This is a genomic window from Leucobacter aridicollis, assembly GCF_024399335.1.
Lineage (GTDB): Bacteria > Actinomycetota > Actinomycetes > Actinomycetales > Microbacteriaceae > Leucobacter > Leucobacter aridicollis_A.
Genome location: NZ_CP075339.1, coordinates 876,887 through 893,619, shown reverse-complemented (window position 1 = coordinate 893,619; position 16,733 = coordinate 876,887). Strand labels below are relative to the sequence as shown.

The 16,733-nt window shown below is 67.6% G+C and carries 19 protein-coding genes; 4 read left to right on the top strand and 15 right to left on the bottom strand.

Annotated features, from left to right (window positions below; genetic code table 11):
• Positions 1-14: 14 nt before the first annotated feature.
• From KI794_RS03915 to KI794_RS03905, 3 genes are all read right to left on the bottom strand, one after another.
• Complete coding sequence (locus KI794_RS03915) at positions 15-1,424, bottom strand: sensor histidine kinase (protein WP_119283226.1); 1,410 nt, start codon at positions 1,422-1,424, stop codon at positions 15-17.
• 3 nt (positions 1,425-1,427) lie between these two features.
• Positions 1,428-2,099, bottom strand: a complete 672-nt coding sequence (locus KI794_RS03910) for a response regulator transcription factor (RefSeq protein WP_119283227.1) — start codon at positions 2,097-2,099, stop codon at positions 1,428-1,430.
• Between the two features lie 120 nt (positions 2,100-2,219).
• On the bottom strand, positions 2,220-3,134 hold the full coding sequence (locus KI794_RS03905; protein ID WP_255809216.1) for an alpha/beta fold hydrolase: 915 nt from the start codon (positions 3,132-3,134) through the stop codon (positions 2,220-2,222).
• A 207-nt stretch (positions 3,135-3,341) separates the two neighbouring features.
• On the opposite strand from KI794_RS03905, the gene KI794_RS03900 reads away from it, so the two are divergent.
• The 3 genes from KI794_RS03900 (at position 3,342) to KI794_RS03890 (ending at position 7,724) form a co-directional block, all read left to right on the top strand.
• Positions 3,342-4,778: a carboxylesterase/lipase family protein gene (locus KI794_RS03900; protein ID WP_119283229.1), complete on the top strand. Its 1,437-nt coding sequence runs from the start codon at positions 3,342-3,344 to the stop codon at positions 4,776-4,778.
• Positions 4,779-4,990: 212 nt separating this feature from the next.
• Complete coding sequence (locus KI794_RS03895; RefSeq protein WP_255809215.1) at positions 4,991-6,649, top strand: ABC-F family ATP-binding cassette domain-containing protein; 1,659 nt, start codon at positions 4,991-4,993, stop codon at positions 6,647-6,649.
• 136 nt (positions 6,650-6,785) lie between these two features.
• A complete protein-coding gene (locus KI794_RS03890) occupies positions 6,786-7,724 on the top strand; it encodes a bile acid:sodium symporter family protein (RefSeq protein ID WP_119283231.1) in 939 nt (312 codons plus the stop codon).
• On the opposite strand, the gene KI794_RS03885 is transcribed toward KI794_RS03890, so the two are convergent.
• From KI794_RS03885 to KI794_RS03845, 9 genes are all read right to left on the bottom strand, one after another.
• Positions 7,721-7,918 (bottom strand): hypothetical protein, encoded by a 198-nt coding sequence (locus tag KI794_RS03885; RefSeq protein ID WP_119283232.1) that lies wholly within the window; start codon positions 7,916-7,918, stop codon positions 7,721-7,723. The two genes, KI794_RS03890 and KI794_RS03885, sit on opposite strands and share 4 nt — an antisense overlap.
• Positions 7,915-8,358: a hypothetical protein gene (locus tag KI794_RS03880; protein WP_255809214.1), complete on the bottom strand. Its 444-nt coding sequence runs from the start codon at positions 8,356-8,358 to the stop codon at positions 7,915-7,917. Before KI794_RS03880 ends, KI794_RS03885 begins: the two co-directional genes overlap by 4 nt.
• Positions 8,359-8,544: 186 nt before the next feature.
• The gene (locus tag KI794_RS03875) at positions 8,545-8,814 is read right to left on the bottom strand and encodes a hypothetical protein (RefSeq protein ID WP_255809213.1); all 270 of its coding nucleotides are present in this window, start codon (positions 8,812-8,814) and stop codon (positions 8,545-8,547) included.
• Positions 8,811-9,053, bottom strand: a complete 243-nt coding sequence (locus KI794_RS03870; RefSeq protein WP_119283234.1) for a hypothetical protein — start codon at positions 9,051-9,053, stop codon at positions 8,811-8,813. The genes KI794_RS03875 and KI794_RS03870 overlap by 4 nt, the downstream gene beginning before the upstream one ends.
• Before the next feature lie 77 nt (positions 9,054-9,130).
• Complete coding sequence (locus KI794_RS03865) at positions 9,131-9,580, bottom strand: SRPBCC family protein (protein WP_255809212.1); 450 nt, start codon at positions 9,578-9,580, stop codon at positions 9,131-9,133.
• Positions 9,581-9,624: 44 nt separating this feature from the next.
• The gene (locus tag KI794_RS03860; RefSeq protein WP_255809211.1) at positions 9,625-10,173 is read right to left on the bottom strand and encodes a type 1 glutamine amidotransferase domain-containing protein; all 549 of its coding nucleotides are present in this window, start codon (positions 10,171-10,173) and stop codon (positions 9,625-9,627) included.
• A gap of 114 nt (positions 10,174-10,287) precedes the next feature.
• Entirely contained in the window at positions 10,288-11,454 is a 1,167-nt protein-coding gene (locus tag KI794_RS03855) for a carboxylate-amine ligase (protein ID WP_255809210.1), read from the bottom strand.
• A gap of 131 nt (positions 11,455-11,585) precedes the next feature.
• Positions 11,586-11,900: a DUF7882 family protein gene (locus KI794_RS03850; RefSeq protein ID WP_119283238.1), complete on the bottom strand. Its 315-nt coding sequence runs from the start codon at positions 11,898-11,900 to the stop codon at positions 11,586-11,588.
• Entirely contained in the window at positions 11,893-12,252 is a 360-nt protein-coding gene (locus KI794_RS03845) for a DUF7882 family protein (protein WP_255809209.1), read from the bottom strand. The genes KI794_RS03850 and KI794_RS03845 overlap by 8 nt, the downstream gene beginning before the upstream one ends.
• 262 nt (positions 12,253-12,514) lie before the next feature.
• On the opposite strand from KI794_RS03845, the gene KI794_RS03840 reads away from it, so the two are divergent.
• On the top strand, positions 12,515-13,000 hold the full coding sequence (locus KI794_RS03840; RefSeq protein WP_119283239.1) for a CinA family protein: 486 nt from the start codon (positions 12,515-12,517) through the stop codon (positions 12,998-13,000).
• 73 nt (positions 13,001-13,073) lie between these two features.
• On the opposite strand, the gene KI794_RS03835 is transcribed toward KI794_RS03840, so the two are convergent.
• Genes KI794_RS03835 through KI794_RS03825 form a run of 3 tightly spaced genes read right to left on the bottom strand, consistent with a single transcriptional unit; the run spans position 13,074 to position 16,731 of the window.
• A complete protein-coding gene (locus KI794_RS03835; protein ID WP_119283240.1) occupies positions 13,074-14,774 on the bottom strand; it encodes an ABC-F family ATP-binding cassette domain-containing protein in 1,701 nt (566 codons plus the stop codon).
• A 9-nt stretch (positions 14,775-14,783) separates the two neighbouring features.
• On the bottom strand, positions 14,784-15,641 hold the full coding sequence (locus KI794_RS03830) for an ABC transporter ATP-binding protein (protein ID WP_255809208.1): 858 nt from the start codon (positions 15,639-15,641) through the stop codon (positions 14,784-14,786).
• Between the two features lies 1 nt (position 15,642).
• Entirely contained in the window at positions 15,643-16,731 is a 1,089-nt protein-coding gene (locus KI794_RS03825; RefSeq protein ID WP_119283241.1) for an ABC transporter substrate-binding protein, read from the bottom strand.
• Positions 16,732-16,733 lie beyond the last annotated feature (2 nt).

Sequence of the window (16,733 nt, the reverse complement as noted above, 5' to 3'; positions counted from 1 at the left end):
ACGACAGTTTCCCACTACGCATCCCTGCCCTCGGCTTCTTGTTCTGCACGTCCCACGCCGTCGGTTGCTGGGAGCAGGAGCGTGACCTCGAGTCCGCCGCCGTCGGGTGAGGAGAGCGCGAGGCTGCCCCCGAGCGCCTCGAGGAGGTCCGAGGCGATCGCGAGTCCGAGCCCGGAGCCTGGCACGTTTTGGTCTTGCGGGCTGCGCCAGAACCTGCCGGTCGCCTGCTCGAGCTGATCGGGTTCGAGCCCGCGCCCCCGATCCCGAACCGAGACAGTGTGTGCGCCATCGCTGCTTGTGACTGTGAGGTCGATGACGCTACCGCGCGGCGCGAATTTCAGTGCGTTGTCGATGATCGCGTCGAGCGCAGTCTCGACAGCCATGCGGTCGGTCACCGCAAGAACGTTCGGTGCGGCGTTCGTGTGAAACACGACCCACGCGTCAGCGGCGCGGTCGTGCCAGGCCGCCGCCCGCTCAGTCGCGAGGGCGCTCAAGTCGACGGCGACAAACGCCGAGTCAGACTTGCCGTCGCGGGCGACGTTCAGCAGGGTGTCGAGGATCCGCGTCATGCGTCTCCCCTCCTCACGCGCGTGCTCGATGTCGTCGATCCAGCCTTCGTCGAGCCCTGTCGCGAGGTACTCGACTCGCATGAGCAGGGCGCCGAGCGGGTTGCGCAACTCGTGCGACGCGTTCATCACGAACTCCTGCTGCCGCGTCATGACCCGCTCAATCTCGTCTGCCATCTGGTTGAACATGCGCACCATGCGTCGCGCCTCGGGCGGGCCAGTCTCGTCGTCAATGCGGGCGCCCATCTCGCCATGCTCGATGGCTGCCATCGCGCTGTCGAGCCGGTGCAGTGGCCGCAGCACCCAGCGCGCGAGCCTGTTCACTGCCCACACGAGCGCAACGATGATCAGTGCGCTGACGGCGAGCAGCGCCGCCCACTGGGTCAGGATCTCGCGCCGCGGCGCCTCGGTGCTCGCTGAGATGCGCACCGCCCCGATGACGCTGCCGTCGTCAAACACTGGTTCGACGATGGCTGTCTCCCCCTGTACCCACGGCAGGCTCTCGCCGAGCAGCTCGCCGCGCCTGCCGGAGAGCGCGAGGCTCACCTCGTCCGCCGTCTCCTCGGTCAGGATCGGGGTTCGTACGCTCGCGGCCCAGACCGAACCTGAGCGGTCGAAGACGACGACCTGCGCGCCGTAGAGCGAGCCGTAGCGTCGCAGCTCGGTCTCAATCATTGCCGGGTCGCCCGCTCTGAGTGCCTGGCTTGACCCTGTCGTGAAGTACACGACGTCGCTGAGGAGCTGCGACGATGCCTGCTGCTGGATAGCGCGGGCGGCGCTCCAACCGTACGCGCCTCCGAGCACAAGCAGGATGATTGTCATCGGCACGAGAAAGACAATGAAGAGGCGCTTGCGCACGGGTTAGCCTGCCGTCAGCCTGTACCCGACGCCACGCACCGTCGCAATAAGCGACGGCCTGTTGAGCTTGCGTCTGATGGAGGCCACGTGCACCTCGAGTGACCGACTAAAGCCTGTCCAGTCGGTGCCCCATACCTCCCTGATGATGCGGTCGCGTGGAGTCACCACGCCTGGATAGCGTGCGAGCACCGCGAGAATCTCGAACTCTTTGGGAGTGAGTTCGACTGGCGCACCGTCGGCGAGCACGAGCCTGTTGGCGAAGTCGATGTACAGCCCGTCGAGTTCGACGTTCGAGCTTTCGTCGGGTGAGGGCGTGGCTGAGCGTGCGCGGCGCGTCACAGCCTCGATGCGGGCGATGAGTTCGCGCACATCGTATGGCTTGACGACGAAGTCGTCCGCCCCAGCATGCAATCCCTTGATCCGAGACTCGACGTTGCTTCTGGCGGTGGCGATGATGATCGGCACGCTGCTCACGCCGCGAATCCGCCTGCACACGTCGAGCCCGTCCATGTCTGGCAGTCCGAGGTCAAGGATCACTGCTTCCGTGTCCTGTCCGACTGCTTCGATCCCTGATGCGCCGTCCGCGGCGCGGCTTGTCGTGTACCCGGCCTGCCGCAGGTAGGCGCCGAGCGCCTCGGCGACGCGGGCGTCGTCTTCTACGATCAGGATGTTCATGGGTGTCTTTCTCGGACGGTTGGGCGTGCGGGTGTGCTTCCAGAGTAGCCGGGCACGGCCTGCCGTCGCGCGTCACGCGGTGTTCGCGCGAGAAAGCGGTGCCGCGCTCACCCGAAACGGCTAGGCACTTGCTGCCTGAAAGTGCGCCGCCAGGGTGTCTGTTATCTCTCCAGCGCGCTGCCAGGGAATCGAGTGCCCCATCTGCTCGATCATGTGGATCCGCGCACCGGGGATAGCGGCCGCTGTCGCTGCCCCGCCCGAGACGTCGATGAGCGGATCAGCGTCGCCGTGCACCACGAGCGTCGGCACCGCGACCCTGCGGAGTCGCTCCGTGCGGTCGCCATCGGCCTGGATCGCCTGCAGCTGTCTGGCGGTGCCATCGAGGGAGATTCCTCGCCCCCATTTCATCGAGGCGGTCTCGCGCGCCCTCTCGAAGTCTGGGAAGTGCGGGCCCGCGAGCGCCGCGTGGTAGCGCTCCGAGAATGCGACGAACGCCTCACGGCTGTCCGTTGGTGCCGGGGTGAGAAAGACCCATTTGCTCTCCTGCTGCGGTCTGCCGACGGCGCGTTCCCCCGTCGTCGACATGACTGACGTGAGGGTGTGCACGAGCTCGGGCGCGATGAGGGCGAGGTGCTGGGCGATCATGCCTCCCATCGACATCCCGACGACGTGCACCTGGCAGACGTCGAGCGCGAGGATCAGCTCACGCAGGTCGCCCGCCATGTCCACGAGGCCGTACTCCGCGCGAAACTCGTCCCCGGCGCCGAACCCGGTGTGACGGCCTGAGACGACGCTCCGACCGGCATCCCGGTTGTCGACTGTGAGTGTCGCGTATCCTGCGGCGTGCAGACCCGCAATGAGCTCAGGCGACCAGTCGGTTCGATGCATCGATAGCCCGGCGATCAGCAGTACCGTTCCCCGCCGCGCCGTTCCGGTGAGTGAATAGTTCAGCTCGCCTGTCGAGATCTGACAGAACGCTCCGCCGTCGGGCTCGAGCAGTTCGTTGAGCACCCGGTTGTCTGCAATACGCTCCATCTCGATTCAGCCCTTCCTCTTCCAGTGGCAAGCGGCGATGCGTACCACGTGGTCCTCCTCGACTCTGCCCTATGCCGTTCCACGACACCAGGGCGAACACACGAGGTCTGGGCCGGGCGGGTGTCAACCCTGTGCAGTTGTGCGCGCACGGGGCGCTAGCCTGAACGCCCACGCACCCAATACTCTGGAGCCAACGGAGGAGGCTTCATGGGAGACGCCCACGCACAACACAGCGCCCACACCGCAGCGGCTACCACGCTCGGCGAGGTGCGCGGGAGCACGCAAGACGGAATCCGCAGGTTCCTCGGAATCCCCTACGCTCAGGCGCCGTTCGGCGACATGCGGTTTGAAGCCCCCGAGCCGCCCGAAACCTGGAGCGAGCCGCTCGCGGCTGTCGAGTTCGGGCCGACCGCACCACAGTCGCCATACCGGGGCGATCTCGGCGAGCTCATCAAGGTGCCCGCCATCGAGGGCACCGAGATCCTGACAGCCAACGTGTGGGCACCCGAGGGTGCGGCGGACGCGCCCGTCGTGCTGTGGCTCCACGGCGGCGCGCTCGAGCGCGGAGCCGCGGCCCAAAGCGGGTACGACGGAAGCACGTTCGCGCGCGACGGGATCGTCTTCATCTCGGCAAACTATCGGCTCGGCGCCGAGGGCTTCAGCGTACTCGACGGCTCGCCGCTGAACCTCGGGCTGCGTGACGCGCAGCTCGCGCTCGACTGGGCACATCGTGAGGCGGCCGCGTTCGGTGGCGACCCGGCCCGCATCACCATCATGGGCGAGTCCGCAGGCGGGGCTCTCGTCGCGGCGCTCCTCGCCCAGCCTGCAGCGCGTGCACAGGTCGCCGGCGCGATCATCCAGTCAGGCCCGCTCGAGGCCGTCACCCGCGAGAAGGCACGCCGCGCCTCAGACGCCATCGCGAAGCGCCTCGGAATCCCGGCGACGCGGGCAGGCTTCGCCTCCGTCGACCCGGCGGAGCTGCTGCGCGCCCGGAGCGAGATCGCCGCGGGCGGTTCCCCACTTGGCGGCACCCCCGGCTACACGCTTGCGATTGACCCCGAGTCGCTTCCGGCTTCGCCACACGAGGCACTCACTGACGTCGATATTCCAATTCTCATCGGCACGAACACCGACGAGTACCGGCTCTGGCTCACCCCCGATGCAGTCTCAGGTATCAGCGCGGCAAAGGCGTGGCTCGCCCGGCTCGCCATGCGCGTCCCCCGGGCTGCCGCGCGCGCGGTGCGAGAGGCGTATCCGACCGCGTCCCCAGGCGAGCAGCTCGGCCAGATCGTGACCGACAGGCTGCTCCGTGCGCCCGCGACGCGGCTCGCGAAGGCCCGCAGTGCGGCCACCTTCGTCTACGAGTTCGCCTGGGAGAGCCCGGTACGCGACCTTCGCGCGGCGCACGCCCTCGACATCGCGTTCGCCTTCGACCTCCTCGACGACGAAGACGCGATCCGGCTGAACGGCGACGGCGCCCCAGCCGCGCTCGGAGCCGAGATGCACGCCGCGTGGGTGGCCTTCATCCGCGACGGAGACCCCGGCTGGCCGGCGTTCAATGACGGGCGGGCGACCCGCGTCTTCAACACCAAGTCGGTGACCGTCCCGCAGCGTCGGGCGGCAGTGGTCGACGCGCTGAGCTAACGCCCGGACGCTCGGGATCGGCCCGCACGCCACTTGCGCGTCGCGGGCCGTCCTGTACCCTGGAGCCATGCATCACCACTTCTTCATGTAACGGCCGCTGCGCCCGCCCCTCGTCGAGCCATCCGAGTGCGGCGAGCACAGCTCTGACCCCAGGGTCACCGTTATTTGCGCACCCCGCAGCAACGCTGCCGTGCGCCAGTTGAAGGAACACAATGCACACCCACACCAGCTCTATTCCGGCGCGCCATCGCGCCCAGATCACCGCGACCGGAGTCACCGTGCTGCGCGGCGCGAACCGCGTGCTCACCGGCGTTGATCTGACGGTCTCCCCGACGTCGCGCATCGGGATCGTCGGGGAGAACGGCCGCGGCAAGACGACGCTGCTCCACGCGCTCGCCGGCACGATTCACCCAGACGAGGGCGCGGTGCGGCGAATCGGAACGCTTGGCATCGCCGAGCAGGAGATGACGGCTGCGCCGGGAACCACCGTCGGCGACGCCGTCGCACAGGCAATTGCAAGACCGCTGCAGGCCCTCGACGCCCTCGACGCCGCGGCCACGGCGCTCGCGGGAGCGGGCGAGACAGGCGGAACGCCCGCTGCAGCCGAGGCAGCGTACGCTGAGGCGCTCGAGGTCGCCCAGGCCCTCGACGCCTGGGACGCGGAGCGGCGGGTGACCATCGCCCTCGAAGCGCTCGGCGCCGAGACCGACACGCACGCTCCGCTCGACAGGCTGTCGGTCGGGCAACGCTACCGCGTGCGACTCGCCTGCCTGCTTGGCGCTGACCACGACTTCCTCCTGCTCGACGAGCCGACCAACCACCTCGACCGCGCCGGCCTCGAATTTCTGACCGCCCAGATTGGGCAGCGCGCAGGCGGGGTCGTGTTCGTCAGCCACGACCGCGCGCTCCTCGCCGACGCGGCCGAAACTATCGTTGACCTTGACCCCACGCCAGACGATCAGCCGCGAGTCTACGGCGGGGGCTACGCCGGGTATCGCGAGGGCAGGATCGCCGAACGTGCGCGCTGGGAGCAGGCCTACGAACTGCAGCGCTCGGAGGCCACGAGGCTACAGGAGAGCCTCTCGAGCGCGCAGAACCGGCTCGTATCCGGCTGGCGCCCGGACAAGGGTACCGGGAAGCACGCAAGGGCGACCCGCGCGGGCGGGCTCGTGCAGAACGTGCACCGACGACAAGAGGCACTTGAGGCGCACGCGGTCACGCTCCCGCCGCCTCCCCAGCGCCTCGGATTCCCCGACCTCGCGGCGCCAGCAGGCGTCGAACTGCTGGCTGTCTCAGGCGTCGAGGTCGCTGAGCGCCTCAGGGGCCCAGTGTCGCTCAGGCTTGGCAGGGGTGACAGGCTCGTCGTGACCGGGCCGAATGGCGCCGGGAAGTCGACGTTGCTCGCCGTCGCCGCGGGCGAGCTCTCGCCAGATTCTGGGCGGGTGCAGGTGCACAGCGAGGCAAGGATCGGGTGGCTCAGGCAGGAATCGAAGGCGCCTGGCGAGCGGCGGGCAGCCGACGTGTTCGCGGAGGTCGTGAGCAGGCTCGTCGCCAGGGGCAGACTGCGTGAGCACGAGGCGATCGGACTCTCACAGTTGGGACTGTTGCGGCCAGCGGAGGCTGGGAAGCGAGTCTGTGAGCTGTCAATGGGGCAACAGCGGCGCCTCGACCTCGCGCTCGTCATCGCGGCACGGCCGAACGTCTTGCTGCTCGACGAGCCGACGAACCACCTCTCGATCGCTCTCGTGGACGAGCTCACTGAGGCGCTCGGAGCGACAGAGGCTGCGGTGGTCATGTCGTCGCACGACAGGCAACTGCTGCGCGACGTCGCGGCGTGGCCGGAGCTGAAGCTCGGCCCTGCGGCCACGTAGCGGGTGGGCCCGCTGGCGGGACAGCCCCCCTCGCGGGCGACCCGCGGTGCGGAGCCGGCGAGCACAGCGCTTTCACGCGAAGCGCTGTGCTCCGCCGATGCGGGACTTTTGGCGCCGCATCATCCATACTGTGACCATGGGATCAGCGTTGACCACCATCGGATTACCCGTCGCCCTCGGCATTATCATGCTCGGGCTTGGCCTGAGCCTTCGGGTCGGGGACTTCACCCGGATCGCGAAGCACCCGCGGGCGGTGTTCATAGCGCTCGTGTGCCAGCTGCTCATTCTCCCGGCACTCTGTTTTGGCCTCGTGCTCGCGTTCAACCTCCCGCCTGTGCTTGCCGTAGGCATGATGATGCTCGCGGCGTCTCCAGGCGGATCAACCGCGAACCTCTACAGTCACCTGTTCCGCGGCGACGTCGCACTGAACATCTCGCTCACCGCACTCAACTCGGTCATCGCAGTGTTCACGCTGCCACTCATCACGAACCTGGCGATCGCCTACTTCATGCCTGGAGGTGACACCCTCGGGCTGCAGCTCTCGAAGACCATCGAGGTATTCGCGATCGTGCTGCTCCCCGTGGCGCTCGGCATGTTTGTGCGCTGGCAGTGGCCGGCCTTCGCCGACAGCATGGACAAGCCTGTTCGGGTCGCCTCGGTCGTGATCCTTATCGTGGTGATCACCGGCGCGATCGTCTCAAACCTCGACATGCTCCTCGAAAACCTCGGCCAGCTCGCGCTCATCACGGTGCTCTTCTGCCTGCTCAGCCTGAGCGTCGGGTTCTTCGTGCCGAGGTTCTTCAAAGTCGGGCGCACTCAGGCGATCGCGAGCTCGTTTGAGATCGGCATCCACAACGCGACCCTCGCGATCGTCATCGCGCAGACCGTGCTCGGCAACATCGAACTGTCACTGCCGGCCGCGGTCTACGGCGTGCTGATGTTCTTCGTTGCGCTCGCGTTCGGCTTCGGGCTCCGGGCGGCGCATCGGCGCGCGGACGCTGCCGAGGACGCGGCGCGCAGTAATACGGCATCCGACGCGGCGCAGCCCTCCGGCGGCGCCGCCGGCCCGGTCTAGTTGAACATAAAGGTCGAGGCGCAGGTGCCGAACGCGATCACAAACACCGCGAAGAGCCCCATGGTGACCCACGCCTTCGCGGGCACCTGCTCGGGGTTGTCGTCGACGAGTTCGGCGGCGGGCTGCGTGGCGTCGGCCGCGACGGTCTCGGCGACGTGTGCCGCCTCATGCTGAATGCTGTCGTTGGGGGTCATGCGGGGCTCACAATCCGTGTAATATCGGAGACCATCGCGATCGTGAGGATGACGAACACGATCACGATGAACCAGGTATACATCCACTTGCCGCGGTGGTCGCTGATCCAGAAGCGGCGAACGCTGACGACGCCATTGACCGCAGCGACGACGCACAGCGCGATCCCGATCGGCGCGGCGAGCACGCCTGCGACGCCAAGAATTGGGACGAGGATCGGGATCAGCAGGTAGGTAATGAGGCACCGCACGCCCGAGATGATGAGCGCGACGCGGAAGTTTCGGTGCGCGTCGCGGTTGATGAACGGCGTCTTCTTCGCGCCCTCAACGCGCAGCAAGCGGCGCATGAAGCGGTCTGCAGCCGAGCGTTTGACCTCGGGCATCGGCGCATCGGTCGTGTCAGCAACGCCAGCTGGTGCGGTCTCAGTGTTCGCGATGGCCATTGACTCTCCTGCTTGAGCTTCGGCAGCGGGGTACGCCCCATTTCTCTGCGAAATCCTAACAGCCTTTCCTCAGCAGGTCTGATGTGTCGTTCAGCTTGTTGTGTCTGCGGGGCCGCCGGCCCGCCCTGGAATCCGGGACGGGCCGGCCGCCCGGTCCGCCCGTCGGCGCTGACGGGCGGACCACTCTCAGCCGTCGCGGTCGATGAGCCCGTGCTCGCCGACCTGTCGCGCGCAGTGAGCGCAACAGAACACCTGGCCGTCCGATTCGACACCGTGGCCGAGCACCCGACAGGCGCAGTGGCCGCAGCGCGGGGCCATCGATTCGATCGCGCACTCGAAGCTGTCGAAGACCTTCACCTCGTCCCCGCGCGTCACGGTAAACGCTTTGTCGTACATGTTCCCGCACACGTCGCACTCGGAGGCGCGCGGCAGGGGGTTCGTCTCAGATGTCGTCATGATTGCTCACTCTCCTCGGTGTCGCCGGGTGCAGACGTGTCGCTCCCGCGCTCCGCCGGCGAAGAAGAGACGTCTTCGCTGAGGGCGTCGAGGGCGTCCTGCGGGTCCGTGCCTGGTGGAATCTCGACGCCGGAATCGCTCCGCTCCTCGTCACGCGGCTGCGGCGGGCTGTGATCGAACGTGACAACGAGCTCCTCGTCGCCGTCCTTCTCTTCGTTTTGGGTCCAGATCTGTCCCATTGCGCGCTCCTTTCGCTGTGCTGTGTCGGGCCGGCCTCCGGGGACGGCACCAGTGGTACCGTCCGGATGGCCGGAGCTCAGGTGATCTCGCCGCGCCAGGCGCCGGTTGCGAAACCGTTTGTCTCCATGAGATGCGCGAACTGGTGAAGGTCACGGGCGACCTGCGCGTCGTCGATCTGCAGGGCCGCGCCGACGGTTTCGACGAACCCCTCGGGCTCCCACTCCAGCTGTAGACGTACGCGAGTGCGGTCGTCGTCGAGCCGGTGGAAGGTCACAACCCCGGCGTGGTTCGGGCCGCTTGTGCTCGTCCAGGCGATTCGCTCGTCGGGTATCTGCTCGGTAATCCGCGCTTCGAACCCGCGCTCCGCACCGCCGACCTTGACGTCCCAGTAGAGCTTGTCGTCCTCGAGCTGTCGCACCTGTTGGACGCCGCTCATGAACGCGGGATAGTCCTCGAACTGCGTCCACTGGTTGTACACGGTTCGGACGGGGCTGTCGATGTCGATGTCGTTGCTTATCGTAGGCATACTGTGTTCCCTTCTGCTGTGAGTCGCTGTGGCCGGCAGGCAGGTCAGGCGTGCTGACCGGAGTGCTTGCCCTCGCCGACCTCTTCGACGAGCTTGCGGTTGAAGTCCGGCAGGTCGTCGGGCGTACGACTCGAGACGAGTCCCTGATCGACCCTGACGGCCTCGTCCACCCAGGTTGCCCCGGCGTTCTCAAGGTCTGTGCGCAGGCTCGGGTAGCTCGTCAGCGTCCGCCCGCGGACGACGTCGGCCTCGACGAGCAGCCAGGCGCCGTGGCAGATGGCCGCCGCTGGCTTGTGCTGCGCGAACATGTCCTTGGTGAAGGCGACCGCGTCACTGTCCATCCGCAGTGCGTCGGCGTTCTGCACACCGCCGGGCAGGACGAGCGCGTCAAAGTCTGTTGCCTTCGCGTCGGCGACGCGGACGTCAACGGTCTGCTGGTGCCCGAGCGCTCCCGTGACCGAGTCCAGGGTCGGTGCGATGAGCACTGGCGTCCCGCCAGCCTCGGCGACCGCGTCCCACGGACGGGTGAGCTCGCTGTCCTCGAAGCCATCGGTGACAAGAAATGCAACTCGACGGTCTGAAAGTCGTGACATGAGGCGTTTCCTTTCTGATTGGTGCTACGTGGGTTCACCACGGGCTGTGGTGAATACCACGCTCCCAGTCGGAAGCGGGGCGGTCGAGGGGGTTGTCGCGCGCCGACCGGCCTGCTACGGTGCGCCCGTTCCAGCTGAAAGCGCGGGCGCCAGGCCGGTCGGGGCACCGATGTCGCGCAGGTGGCTCGCCGCGCACAGGTCGAGCAGCTGAGCGATGCCGCCCGCGGCGACCGCCCGCCGCTGCGCGTCAGCGGGGACCCCGTTGGCTTTCAGATCGGCGACGTACTCGCGAACGCGCTCTGTGTCGCCGGCCTCATCGAGGGCTGGGCGAATCGCCTCGACGAGCTCATCGAGCCAGTCGGTCGCAGCGACCTCGCGGCACTCGAGCGGGTCGACGAGTGTTCGGGTGAGGCCGTCCCGGGCCGCAAACCAGAGCGAGACGTTGACCTCGTCGGCGTCGATGCTGCGGCCGCTGAGCTGCGGGTCGTCGTCGGGCACTGCGGCGATTGTCGTCACCAGCGCCCGTACGATGAGCGCGAACGCCACCGCGTGGCGTGGGTTGAGCTGGACGTCGGCAACCCGCAGCTCGACCGTCGGGTATCTGGCCGAGAGCCTCGCGACCCACGTCACGAGACCGCGGTCGAGTATCAGCCCCGACCGAACGAGGCGGTCCACGCGCCTGTCGTAGTCGGCGACCGAGGCGAAGTGGGCGGGATACATGTTGAGCGGCCAAGCGCAGCCGATGACGTGCCTCCAGCTGCGAAACCCGGTATCGGCGCCATCCCAGATCGGCGAGTTCGCGGTCATCGCAAGCAGCAGCGGAGCCCACCGGGCGAGACCATTAATGACCCGCACCCCCTCGTCGGGCCCCGTGATCGAGACGTGCACGTGCTGCCCGTTGATGTAGTGGGTTTGTGCGACCTTGCGGGCGCCCTGCGCGATCTCGAGGTAGCGCGCTTCGCCCGTCACATGGTTGACGAGGGCAGGGTCAGGGGCGGCTGGGGGTGTTCCCATCGCTGCGAGCAGTGCGCCCTGCTTGCGTGCCGCGGTGAGCGTGCGTCCACGCAGCTGGAACAGACTCTCCTCGGCCTGGTCAGCGGTCTCGCACGGTGGGGTCGCGATCTCGACCTGACTGTCGAGAAACTCGTGTTCCACGGGCGCCTCGTCGGATACCTCGCGGATGACGCGCGCGGCCGCTCCCGCGACCGGCGCCCCTGTCACGGGATCGACGAGCGCGAATTCTTCTTCGATACCAATAAGTCGGGTGTGTGAAGCCGGCATGGTGTTCCTTCCCCCAGGTACCGGCCGGTGTGGCCGGCGTGCAGACATGGTAGGAGGGAGTGGCGCACGCCGCGAGGGGGTCGACTCGTGCGCCGGAGTCGGCTACTATTCCGGCCGCCCGAGCCGGTCCGTCAGGGCTGCCGGGTCGTCGGCGGCGTGGGCTCGTCGACGACAGTCAGGCCGCCTGGGCGGTTCGCGAGGAAGCCCAGCAGCTCAGCCCACTCCTTGTTGATCTCGACGTCGACGAGATTCGCAAACGTAAAGTGCAGCGGAATCGACGGGTGGAGCCACAGCGATGACCCGGCGCCGCATTCTGAGGTCTGCCAGGTGAAGAGAAAGCTTTCACCCTTGCGCAACTTGTTCGCGATGACGAGCTTCAGGTGGTGCAGCAGCCGATCCTCAAACTCGAAGACGCTGTTGTTCATGCCGTAGTGCAGCTCACCCATTGGTGCCTCCGACCAGGGCCTCGTGCGGAACGCTGAGCGCCTCGAGCGCCGCCGCGACGTTGTCCTCCTTGATGACCGTCATCCCGCGTGGGGTGTTGGCGGTCTCGACAAGCACCTGAACCCACTCAGGGTTCAGCGTCGGCGGCGTATTGCCCGAAAATCGAAAGATTAAGGGGATCGACGGCGCGATCCAGAGTGTGACCCGGCCGCTTCCCGCCTCAGCGGGATTTGACCAGTTCAGAAAGAAACATTCCTGCCGACGAAGCTTCGCCCCAATCGCAGACTTCAGGTGCGCGAGCGTACGATCCTCGAATTCGTACTCCGTAACCCCATTGTAATAAATAAACCCCATGCCTCAATCATGGCCATTCACCTGGGTGGATCCTTAATACTCACAGGAACCGCGGCGCGTCGCCTCCCCGATATGCCGGCGAATGTCGAGGGGCTTGCGCACGTTCTTCCCATCGCGTAAAGATATGTGCACCGTCGACAGGAGGCTCACCGATGAAGTTTCGCACCCCACTCCCCCACGACGATGCCACTGGCTGCCTCACACGAGGCCGGAAGACGTCGGCTCGCCACACCCGCGCGGCCGAGCGATAGAGGTCCCGGTCATGGCGACGAACGCAACGCATGGCCCGGTGGACGTGCTCGTTGGGCGTGTCGCGGAGCGGGCGGCAGCGCGACAGCTGACGATTGCCGTCGCCGAGTCACTCACCGGCGGGCAGCTCGCGACGGCGCTCGCGGCCGGCGAGGGGTCCGGATCCTGGTTCCGCGGCTCAGTCGTCGCCTACCACCCAGAGGTGAAGTTCGCGGTGCTCGGGGTCACGCCGGGCCCGGTGGTGACCGCGCGAACCGCGCGCGAGATGGCACAGGGTGCCGCGCAGTTGCTGGGCGCCGACATCGCAGTTTCCGTGACCGGGGTCGGCGGTCCGGGCCCCGAGGAGGGACAGCCGGCCGGCACCGTGTTCGTCTGCACGGCCGGACCCGGCTTCGCGGCCGAGGTCAGCGAGCAGCACTTCCCCGGAGACCCGATTGACGTGCTCCACGCGACAATCCGCTGCGCGCTCTCGGGCCTGGTCGCGCGCCTGGAGGCTTAAGCCAGGCAGCGAAGACCGCGCGGAACCTTCCAGCTGGTCCGTGCACGAAACACTGGCGTTTGCGCTGATAGTGCTACAGCTCTGAGACGGTTCCCGCCTCGACGTGCCACCTTCTGTCGAGCCGCACCGTGTTCAGCATGCGCCTATCGTGCGTGACGAGCAGCAGCGCTCCCTCATAGCTTTCGAGTGCCTGCTCGAGCTGCTCGATCGCAGGCAAGTCGAGGTGGTTCGTCGGCTCGTCGAGCACGAGCACGTTCACCCCGCGCGCCTGCAGCAGCGCGAGACCCGCACGGGTGCGCTCGCCCGGGGAGAGCTCGCCCGATGGACGAAGCACGTGGTCTGCCTTGAGCCCAAACTTCGCGAGCAGCGTGCGTACCTCGGCCGAGGCCATCTCTGGCACGAGCGCCTCGAACGCGTCAGCGAGTGGTTCTGGGCCCGCAAAGAGCGATCTCGCCTGGTCAATCTCGCCGATGGCGACCGACGTGCCGAGTGCGGCGCTCCCGTCGTCGGGATCCTGTCGTCCGAGAAGTAGCCTGAGAAGTGTCGACTTGCCCGCGCCGTTGGGCCCCGTGATTCCGACGCGCTCCCCAGCGTTCAGCTGCAGCGAGACCGGCCCGAGCGTGAAGTCGCCCTGCCTTGCGACTGCGCCGTTGAGTGTCGCGACGACCGAGCTCGACCGCGGTGCCTGCCCGATAGTGAATTCGAGCTGCCACTCCTTGCGCGGCTCCTCGACTTCCTCAAGCCGACGAATGCGGCTCTCCATCTGCCGCACCTTCTGCGCCTGCTTCTCGCTCGACTCCATCGAGGCCGCGCGGCGAATCTTGTCGTTGTCGGGCGACTTCTTCATCGCGTTTCTGACGCCCTGGCTCGACCACTCGCGCTGTGTGCGGGCCCGCGCGACGAGGTCGGCCTTCTTGGCGGCAAACTCCTCGTAGTCGTCGCGCTTGTGCTGACGTACGATCTCGCGCTCTTCGAGGTACGCGTCGTAGCCGCCGCCGAAGACTCGGTTGCTGCTCTGGGCAAGATCGAGCTCGAGGATCTTTGTCACGCAGCGTGCGAGGAACTCGCGGTCGTGACTGACGAGCACGACGCCGCCTCGCAGCCCCTGAACGAACTTCTCAAGCCGTTCGAGCCCGTCAAGGTCGAGGTCGTTTGTCGGCTCGTCGAGCAGCACGATGTCGAATCGCGACAGCAGCAGGGCGGCGAGGCCGACCCGGGCTGCCTGGCCGCCCGACAGCGACGTCATAAGCGAGTCTGCGGTGACGGCGGTCGCCGCGCTTTCGGAGTGCGCGGCGCCAGTCGCGGGCGCGCCAAGGCCGAGCTCAGCGAGCACCCCTGGGAGACGCTCGTCGAGATCAGCCGCGCCGCTCGCGAGCCAGCGGTCGAGGGCAGTCGAGTACACGTCGGCTGGATCCGGATCCCCCGGTGCCTGCTCCCCCGCGCCCCCGAGGGCCTCCGCTGCCTCGTCCATGTCGCGGGTCGCTTGCGCGCAGCCTGTGCGCCTCGCGACGTAGGCGGCGACAGTTTCGCCAGCGATGCGCTCGTGTTCCTGCGGAAGCCAGCCGACGAAGGCGTCCTGCGGCGCGAGCTGCACTGTGCCAGCCTGGGGCTCGAGCTCGCCGGCGAGGATGCGAAGCAGCGTCGACTTGCCTGCCCCGTTCACCCCGACGACGCCGACGACATCACCGGGGGCGACAGTCAAGTCGAGGCCTTCGAAGAGGGTGCGGTGTGCGTATCCGCCCGCGATCGCCTGAGCGACGAGAGTTGCTGTCATCCTGCAAGCTTACGCACTGCCACCGAGCCACCCGAGCAACCTGCGGGCTGCTCCGCGATCACTGCCGTTCTCGTGCTCGCGCAGCCTCGCGGCTGCGTCGGGCCGCTCCTCCACGTGCACAATCCGGCCGGGCCTTGCACTCAACACGAGTACCCTGTCAGCAAGCAACAGCGCCTCGTCGATGTCGTGGGTGACGAGCAGAATCGGCCTCCCGTCGCTCGCCACGATGTCGATGAGCCAATGCTGCAGCTGCCTGCGCGTGAGCGCATCAAGCGCGCCGAGTGGCTCGTCGAGCGCGAGGATCGGCTGCGGCATCAGAAATGTCCGCATGAGTGCGACCCGCTGCCGCATGCCGCCAGAGAGCTCGTCCGGCCAGGCGCGTTCGAGCCCGGCGAGGCCGAACCTGTGCAGGAGCGACCTGGCGGCTCGGCGGGCCTCAGCACGATCGACGCCGCACGTCTCGGCCCCGAGCGTCGCGTTGTCGAGCACGCGAAGCCACGGGAGCAGGGCGTCACGTTGCGGGTGATAGGCGACCCCGCCTGGCGCCCCCGCGAGCTCCACGCCGCGGAGCCGCATGCGTCCGGCTGTCGGCGTTTCGAGGCCGGCGAGCAGCCGCAGCAGGGTCGATTTTCCGCACCCGCTCGGCCCGAGGATCGCCGTGAGCGTGCCTGGATCCGCGTCGAACGAGACGTCAGCGAGCACAGGTACCCGGGCTGCCCGGCGCGGGAGCCAGCCCACGCCGGGCGCCGGGAACGCGTGCGAGATCGCCTCCACACGGAGTGAGCCGAAGCCTGCGTCAGTTTCGCGGCTCAGTCCCGAGCAGGCCCGCATCCCCGACCGTTCGGCGTCCGTCACGTTGTCGCTCATGTCAGGCGGCCGGTAGGTACTCGTTCGTCCATGCACCGTTCACCGGCGACGCGTCGTCAAGCATGTCTGCCTCAACAAGGAAATCGGTGAAGCGCTGCCAGACCGCCTCGTCCATTTCGCCGAAGCGTCCCTGCGCCGTGAACCGGGGCGCGTAGTACGAGACAGCCCGCTCGACGAGGGCGGCGTCGAGCTCGGGCGCCGCGGCGAGGAGCGCCTGCGCTCCCGCCGCCGGATCGGCAACAACCTCGTCGTAGCCGCGACTCGTGGCTGCAAGAAATGCCTGCGTAGTCTCTGGATCCTGTGCCATGTTCGCCGAATTTCCGACGATCACTGGCGTGTACCAGTTTGGAATGCAGTCGTCGTGCGCTGCCATTGGAAGGACGACAACGTCGTCGGTCTCGGCCTGTGCCCGGAGCGCGTCCCAGCCTCCGAACACCCACGTCACATCGAACTTGCCCTGTTCGAGCCCCGCGAGGTAGTCGACGTTGCCGATCTCGATGAACTCCACGTCGGCGGGGTTGCCGCCGCCGCATGTCGTGAGCGCCGACATGATCTCGGTCTCGAGCGCTCCCCCGTAGCCGCCATAGGTGAGGCCCGCGAGCGAGCCGGGGTCGTCGGAGAAGCCGGAGCTCTTCACGCCCATGAGCACCGAGTCGTTCACTGGCAGGAGCGTCGCGACCGCCTCAAGATCCATTCCTGCGGCGCGGGCGGGCAGCAGCGACTCGGCCTGCGAGATTCCAAATTCGGCACGACCTTCCGCCACCGAGGCCGCGGCCCCGATGCCGTCGCCGGGTTCGAGAATCTCGACGTCGAGCCCTGCCTTCTCGTACAGCCCGTGTTCCTTGGCGTAGTAGAACCCTGCGTGGTGAGCGTTCGGCGTCCAGTTCAACATGAGAGTGACGGGCGTGAGCTCTGTCCCGGAGCCCAGCGACTGAGCCCCGTCTGCGGGTGCGCCGGTGCCAGGCGCTGCGGCCGAGCATCCGACCAAGGCGAGCGCGGCAGCAGCTGCGCCGGCGAGCGCGGCGGCGGCGAGGCCCGAACGGCGGGCACGGCCCGCAGGTGTGAGTGTGGTCTGGGAGGGAGCGGCCATGG

What these genes read in the sequence shown, in the direction of transcription:
- KI794_RS03910 (WP_119283227.1), bottom strand. Translation starts at nt 2,099, where the DNA reads ATGAACATCCTGATCGTAGAAGACGACGCCCGCGTCGCCGAGGCGCTC.
- KI794_RS03905 (WP_255809216.1), bottom strand. Translation starts at nt 3,134, where the DNA reads ATGGAGCGTATTGCAGACAACCGGGTGCTCAACGAACTGCTCGAGCCC.
- KI794_RS03900 (WP_119283229.1), top strand. Translation starts at nt 3,342, where the DNA reads ATGGGAGACGCCCACGCACAACACAGCGCCCACACCGCAGCGGCTACC.
- KI794_RS03895 (WP_255809215.1), top strand. Translation starts at nt 4,991, where the DNA reads ATGCACACCCACACCAGCTCTATTCCGGCGCGCCATCGCGCCCAGATC.
- KI794_RS03890 (WP_119283231.1), top strand. Translation starts at nt 6,786, where the DNA reads ATGGGATCAGCGTTGACCACCATCGGATTACCCGTCGCCCTCGGCATT.
- KI794_RS03885 (WP_119283232.1), bottom strand. Translation starts at nt 7,918, where the DNA reads ATGACCCCCAACGACAGCATTCAGCATGAGGCGGCACACGTCGCCGAG.
- KI794_RS03880 (WP_255809214.1), bottom strand. Translation starts at nt 8,358, where the DNA reads ATGGCCATCGCGAACACTGAGACCGCACCAGCTGGCGTTGCTGACACG.
- KI794_RS03875 (WP_255809213.1), bottom strand. Translation starts at nt 8,814, where the DNA reads ATGACGACATCTGAGACGAACCCCCTGCCGCGCGCCTCCGAGTGCGAC.
- KI794_RS03870 (WP_119283234.1), bottom strand. Translation starts at nt 9,053, where the DNA reads ATGGGACAGATCTGGACCCAAAACGAAGAGAAGGACGGCGACGAGGAG.
- KI794_RS03865 (WP_255809212.1), bottom strand. Translation starts at nt 9,580, where the DNA reads ATGCCTACGATAAGCAACGACATCGACATCGACAGCCCCGTCCGAACC.
- KI794_RS03860 (WP_255809211.1), bottom strand. Translation starts at nt 10,173, where the DNA reads ATGTCACGACTTTCAGACCGTCGAGTTGCATTTCTTGTCACCGATGGC.
- KI794_RS03855 (WP_255809210.1), bottom strand. Translation starts at nt 11,454, where the DNA reads ATGCCGGCTTCACACACCCGACTTATTGGTATCGAAGAAGAATTCGCG.
- KI794_RS03850 (WP_119283238.1), bottom strand. Translation starts at nt 11,900, where the DNA reads ATGGGTGAGCTGCACTACGGCATGAACAACAGCGTCTTCGAGTTTGAG.
- KI794_RS03845 (WP_255809209.1), bottom strand. Translation starts at nt 12,252, where the DNA reads ATGGGGTTTATTTATTACAATGGGGTTACGGAGTACGAATTCGAGGAT.
- KI794_RS03840 (WP_119283239.1), top strand. Translation starts at nt 12,515, where the DNA reads ATGGCGACGAACGCAACGCATGGCCCGGTGGACGTGCTCGTTGGGCGT.
- KI794_RS03835 (WP_119283240.1), bottom strand. Translation starts at nt 14,774, where the DNA reads ATGACAGCAACTCTCGTCGCTCAGGCGATCGCGGGCGGATACGCACAC.
- KI794_RS03830 (WP_255809208.1), bottom strand. Translation starts at nt 15,641, where the DNA reads ATGAGCGACAACGTGACGGACGCCGAACGGTCGGGGATGCGGGCCTGC.
- KI794_RS03825 (WP_119283241.1), bottom strand. Translation starts at nt 16,731, where the DNA reads ATGGCCGCTCCCTCCCAGACCACACTCACACCTGCGGGCCGTGCCCGC.